Source organism: Kitasatospora sp. NPDC059571 (genome assembly GCF_042735675.1).
Taxonomy (GTDB): domain Bacteria; phylum Actinomycetota; class Actinomycetes; order Streptomycetales; family Streptomycetaceae; genus Kitasatospora.
This window is the reverse complement of record NZ_JBHWBW010000505.1, coordinates 1-5,535: the sequence shown is the minus strand read 5'-3', so window position 1 is coordinate 5,535 and position 5,535 is coordinate 1. Positions and strand designations below refer to the sequence as shown.

General features: G+C 76.5%; 6 protein-coding genes. 1 reads left to right on the top strand and 5 read right to left on the bottom strand.

The window, feature by feature from the left end; all coding sequences use genetic code 11:
• Positions 1-165 precede the first annotated feature (165 nt).
• From ACFV0G_RS34095 to ACFV0G_RS34075, 5 genes are all read right to left on the bottom strand, one after another.
• Complete coding sequence (locus tag ACFV0G_RS34095) at positions 166-804, bottom strand: acetyltransferase (protein WP_380556352.1); 639 nt, start codon at positions 802-804, stop codon at positions 166-168.
• A gap of 25 nt (positions 805-829) precedes the next feature.
• Complete coding sequence (locus ACFV0G_RS34090; RefSeq protein WP_380556350.1) at positions 830-1,525, bottom strand: sugar transferase; 696 nt, start codon at positions 1,523-1,525, stop codon at positions 830-832.
• 33 nt (positions 1,526-1,558) lie between these two features.
• The gene (locus ACFV0G_RS34085) at positions 1,559-2,737 is read right to left on the bottom strand and encodes a glycosyltransferase family 4 protein (RefSeq protein WP_380556348.1); all 1,179 of its coding nucleotides are present in this window, start codon (positions 2,735-2,737) and stop codon (positions 1,559-1,561) included.
• Positions 2,730-3,560 (bottom strand): polysaccharide deacetylase family protein, encoded by an 831-nt coding sequence (locus tag ACFV0G_RS34080; RefSeq protein WP_380556346.1) that lies wholly within the window; start codon positions 3,558-3,560, stop codon positions 2,730-2,732. The genes ACFV0G_RS34085 and ACFV0G_RS34080 overlap by 8 nt, the downstream gene beginning before the upstream one ends.
• Positions 3,561-3,898: 338 nt before the next feature.
• Positions 3,899-4,180: a hypothetical protein gene (locus tag ACFV0G_RS34075; RefSeq protein WP_380556344.1), complete on the bottom strand. Its 282-nt coding sequence runs from the start codon at positions 4,178-4,180 to the stop codon at positions 3,899-3,901.
• A gap of 294 nt (positions 4,181-4,474) precedes the next feature.
• On the opposite strand from ACFV0G_RS34075, the gene ACFV0G_RS34070 reads away from it, so the two are divergent.
• Entirely contained in the window at positions 4,475-5,473 is a 999-nt protein-coding gene (locus ACFV0G_RS34070) for a polysaccharide deacetylase family protein (RefSeq protein WP_380556342.1), read from the top strand.
• The last annotated feature ends 62 nt before the right edge of the window (positions 5,474-5,535 follow it).

The following is a 5,535-nucleotide window of genomic DNA, read 5'->3' as shown; positions in this document are numbered from 1 at the left end:
GGGGCTGGGCGAGCGGGGGGCCCCCCGCCGCCCGGCTGGCCCGGGGGGGGGGGGGGGGCGCCGGCCGCCCGCGCCCCCTCGGCCGGACCGAGCCCGCTCGCCGCGGGCCCGGTCCGTCAGGTGTGTCGGGCACTCCGCGCGACGGCCGACGGGCGACGGGGCGGATCAGCGGGACGGAGCCCCGGCGGTGCGGCGGCCGGCCAGCGGGCGGGCCGGCGAGCCGACGACCACCGTGCCCTCGGCGACGTCCCGGGTGACCACCGCGGCCGCGCCGACGAAGGCGTCCGGGCCGACGGTCAGGCCCTGCAGCACCACCGCGTTGGAGCCCACGGTGGCGCCGTCCGCAAGGTGCACCGACCCGGAGACGTTGCCGCCCGGGTAGACGGTGACGCGGTCCCCGAGCACGGTGTCGTGGCCGACCGTGGTGTTGTAGTGGACCTGGCTGTGCCGACCGAACCGCACGCTGCTGGAGACGTAGGCGCCGCCCATCACCAGGCAGCCGGGGCCGAGTTCGGTCTCCGGGGCGATCAGTGCCCGCGGGTGGACGAGGGTCGCGGGCTCGCCGCCGGCCGCGTCGAGCAGCGCGGCGAGGCGCTGCCGGACGGCGGGGTCGGCGATGCCGATCAGGTAGCGGGCACCGGGCGGCAGGTCCGCCGGTGCGAGCACGGGCAGTCCGCGGACGGCGGTGCCGCGGGCCCGGTCGTCGAGGAACCCGGCGACCGGGACGCCGGCCGCGAGAGCGGTGTCCAGGGCCTCGCGGCCGACGCCGCCGGCGCCGGCGATCCAGAGCTGAGGTGCGGTCATGGCTCGCTATTCTGGCGGGCCGCCGTCAGGAGGCCTCCTCCACGGCCCGCTGGGCGAGCCGCGGAGCGGTGGCCCGGCACGGCAGGACCACGCGCGTGGGCGGGGCGGATATGGCGGAGATGTCGGTGGGCGCGGGGAAGCCGGGGTTGACCCCGCCTGCCGCGGTGATGCCGGCCGGGCGCACCAGCACCTTGACGGTCAGCAGCAGGATCCGCACGTCGAGGCGGAGCGAGCGGTGCGCGATGTACCAGAGGTCGAGTTCGATCCGCTCCGGCCAGCTGATCGAGTTGCGGCCGCGGACCTGCGCCCAGCCGGTGAGGCCGGGGCGCACCGCGAGCCGGCCGCGCTGGTGGTCGGAGTAGTGGACCACCTGCTCGGGCAGGGTCGGCCGGGGGCCGATCACGCCCATCTCCCCGCGGGCGACGTTCCACAGCTGCGGCAGTTCGTCGAGGCTGGTGGTGCGGAGCAGGGCGCCCAGCCGCGTGATCCGCGGGGCGTCCGGCTCGTCGGCGAAACGTTTGTCCCGCATGGTGCGGAACTTGAGGATGGCGAACTCGTGGCCGCCGCGGCCGGTCCGGGTCTGCCGGAACAGGACCGGGCCGCCCATGGTGCAGCGGATCATGACGGCGATGAGCAGGCCGAGCGGGATCGCGACGATCCCGGCGAGTGCGGCGATCGCGAGATCGCCGCCGCGCCTGATGCCTCCCCCGACAGGCTGCATGGTTTCCCCCAACGGGTGTGGTGGTGTGCGGCCTCAGCCGACCGTCCAGGGCAGCTGCCGCGCCCTGGCGACGGCCGCGTAGGTCTCCAGGGAGACCCGTGCCACCGCTCGTTGGTCGAATTCGGCCAGGGCCCGGCGACGGGCCGCCGCGCCCAGCTGCTCGCGCAGGTCCGGCTCGGTGAGGAGCCGGCCCAGCGCCGTGGTGAGTGCCCGGGTGTCGCCGGGCGGGGCGAGCAGCAGGTGCTCGCCGTGGGTGCCGATCTCGCGGCAGCCCCGGATGTCGCTCAGCACCATCGGCAGGCCGCAGGCGGCCGCCTCCATGGCGGAGCGCGAGAAGCCCTCGCGGTAGGAGGGCAGCACGAAGACGTCCAGCGCGGCGTAGAGCTCGGGCATGTCGGAGCGGCTGCCGAGGAAGTCGACCCCGCTCTCCGGGCCGGTCAGGGCATCGGGCTTGTCCGGGTCCTCCGGGCCGATCCAGACGAAGCGGGCCTTGCCCGCCAGCGCCCGGGCCGCCCCCGCGTACTCGGCGATGCCCTTCTCGGCGACCTGCCGGCCCACCCCGCCGACCAGCAGCTCGTCATCGGCGACGCCGAGTTCGCGGCGGATCCGGGCCCGGTCGGCGGCCGGGGCTGGGAACCGCGTGAGGTCGACGCCGTTGCCCACCACCCGCGAGCGGTAGCCGGGCACGGCGGGCGCCAGCGTCCGGCGGTCCTCCGCGTTCTGGTACAGCTCCGCGTGCGAGAAGCGGGCCGCGAAGGCCTCCGCGCCGAGCACGAACGCCCGCTTGGCGAACGGGTCGTGGGCCTGGGCCCAGAGCCCGTGGCAGGTGTTGACCACCACCGGCACCCGGGCGAGGCGGCCCAGCACCCGGCCGAGCACGCCGGTCTTCGGGTTGTGGGTGTGCAGCACGTCCGGCCGGATCCGGCGGAGCACCGCGAGCAGCTCCCGGGCGGCCGCCGCGTCGGCCCGCGGCTGCCAGGCCCGGGTCAGCGCGTGCAGCGGCTCGTGCCGGACGCCGATCGCCTCCAGCTGTGGCACGTAGGGGCCCGGCGCGCTGATGCCGTAGGTCTCGAAGCCGGCCTCGAGGTCGACCTTGAGCTCGGTGGCCAGCAGCAGCTGGAGGCTCATGTCGACGGTGGTCAGGTGGGCGACCCGCAGCGGGCGGCCGCCGGGGCCGCGGAGCCGGGGCGGCAGCGGGAGCGGCTCAGGCACGTGCACCCACCGCCTTCGCGGTGGCGACGATCCTGGCGTAGGCGCGCTCGGGGACGAGCCGGCCGTACAGCTTGGCGCGGAAGAAGTCGATCGGGTCGGTGCGGCGGACCGGCACCCGGCAGAACCGGGCCGGGTCGGAGCCGGGCAGGTTGCGGCCGACCTCGCCGGTGGCGGCGGTGCGGAACCGGGCACGCAGCGCGACCGCCATGTGCGGCACGGGCACGCCCCAGGTGTAGGCGAAGTGCCGCGGGCGGGTGCCCAGGTGATCCTCTATGTCGTCGCTGCAGCCGTCGAGTTCGGCGGTGCTGAGCAGCGCCGGGCGGACGTGGCTGCGGGTGTGGTTGGCGACCGTGCACAGCCCGGAGGCGGCCATCTCGCGCAGCTGGTCCCAGCTCAGGCCGGGGGCGCCGGGCCCCTTGGCGGTGGAGCCCTCCCAGCGCATCTCGCCGCCGACGTGGCCGCTGGCGAGGTAGACGGTGAACGGCAGGCCGCGCTCCTTGAGCAGCGGCCAGGCGCGCTCGTGCACGTCGGCGAAGCCGTCGTCGAAGGTGAGGACGGTGCTCGGGGTGCGGCGGCCGGAGGCGAGCCGGTCGCCGGCCTCGTCGATGGAGACCACCCGGCCGGGCGGGAGCTCCGCGAGCAGGTCCAGCTGGGCGGTGAAGTCGGCGGTGGAGACGTCGAGTTCGTCCGGAGTGCCGCCGCCGATGCGGTGGTAGATGAGGAAGGTGGCGCCCTCGCCGGGGACGGAACCGGCCGCACGGGCCAGGCCGCGCTTGAGCGTGGTGCGGAAGCCTCCGGCCGCGGGCGCGGCGGTCGTCCCCATGGTTCCCCCCTCTGCGGTGCCCTCCCCGGCGCCGCCGAACCGGCCCGGCCCGGCGGCGGGTGCTGCGCCGGGCGGGAACCACAGTAGGGGGAGATGTGCGGCTGCTGCCCCGGAATTGTGAAAGAAGCGCGCAGGTGGGCCGAAACTGGACCCGTCCGGTCCGTCCCGGCCGGATCCGCACCGCCCGCCGAGTCGAATTCGTACGGCTTCGCACAGGTCCTTCGTGCCCGGGCGCGTGCCGGCGGCGGGCGCCCCCGGCGGCGCGGAACAGGGCCCGGCGTGTCGCGGGAGGCGTCGGGGACGGCAGTGGCGCGAGAGGCGCGGGAGGCGTCGGACTTCTAGAGTGCCGAGCCGTCACCGGGCCGCAGCGGCGGACCGGAGCGGCGCAGCGCCGCGACCGCGACGCGGGTGAGGACGAGGACGCCGGCCGCCAGGCAGCCGGCCACCGACATCGCCCAGGCCGGCCCGTCGGTCTGCGGCACGAGCACCGCGACCAGGATCCCGGCGGCCACGCAGGCAGCGCCGACCAGGGTGAGGAGCAGCTTGTGGCGCTCGAGTGCGCAGCCGCTCCAGGCCCGTGCCCAGCGTGTCACCGAGCGGTGACCTTCCGTGCCCGTCATGCCTTCCACGGTATACCCCTACCCCGTGGTCGGCCCACCATCCGGTGCGCCCCGGGTGCCCCGGGAGCGCTCCGGGCGCGCCCCGCGAAATTTCGCCGTCCGCCGTACAACCATCGGGTGGGGCCGGTGGTCTCCATTACATTGAGCGATCCAGGAGCCGTCCGCGGCAGGGTAGGGAGTCCCCGCCGCGGTCCGGATCACCCGGGGCGGAGCCGCCGTTCCCGGGGTCGGAGGCCGGGCTCCGCCTGCCGACGGTACCGCCACGCCGACACCGGCGACCTAGGGGGGAACCGCGTGCCGTACTCCGTTGCCACGACGACTTTCAGCACCCCGCCGTCCACCGCCGCCGTCCGGCCGAGGGCGGCGCCCGAGCGGAGCACGGCCGGACGCGACCGGGGCAGTTGGCTGCGGCTCACCCCGGCGCAGCCGTTCTTCCGGGCCAGGGCGGCGCAGCGGCTCGCGGTGCTGGCCTACCACGGGGTGACCGACCCGCGGTCGTTCGGCGCCCAGCTGGACCGGCTGCGCCGGCTGGCCACCCCGGTGTCGCTGCCGGCGGTCGAGCGGGCCGTCGCGGAGGGCCGTCCGCTGCCGCCGCGCTCGGTGCTGATCACCTTCGACGACGCGGACCGCACGGTGCTGACCCATGCCCTTCCGGTGCTGGCGTCCCGCGGCATCCCGGCGGCGGCGTTCGTGATCGCCGAGCTGATCGGCACCGACCGGCCGTTCTGGTGGCACGAGGCGGCGTTCCTGGCCCGGCACGGCGGCCGGGCCAGGCTGCTGCCCGGCGGGCACCCGGGCCGGCTGCTCGCGCGGCTCCGCGAGCTGCCCGACCCGGACCGCAGACGGAGTCTGCACGAGCTGCGGGTGAGCGCGCACCGCCGGCCGCCGCAGCAGGAGCAGCTGCAGCCGGAGGACCTGCGGGCGCTGCGGGCGGGCGGCGTGGCGATCGGCAACCACACGCTGGGTCACCCCAGTCTTTCGCGGTGCGACGACGCGACGGTGCACTCGGAGATCACCGGGGCGCACCTGGCGCTGACCAGCTGGCTCGGGGAGGCGCCGAGCGCGTTCGCGTATCCGGACGGCGGGTACGACCCGCGGGCGGACGCGGTGCTGCGCGGGCTGGGCTACCGGCTCGGCTTCCTGTCCGACCACCGGCTCGGGCCGCGGCTGCCGGCCCATCCGCTGCGGATCAGCCGGCTGCAGGTGGACTCGACGACGGGCAGCCGGCGGTTCGACACCATCCTGTCCGGCCTGGAGCCGGCGGTGCAGCGCTGGCGGGGCGCCACCGCCTGACGCGGACGGCGCACGGTACACGGCGGGGGGGGCCCCCCCGGGGGGGGGCGCCCGCCCCGGCC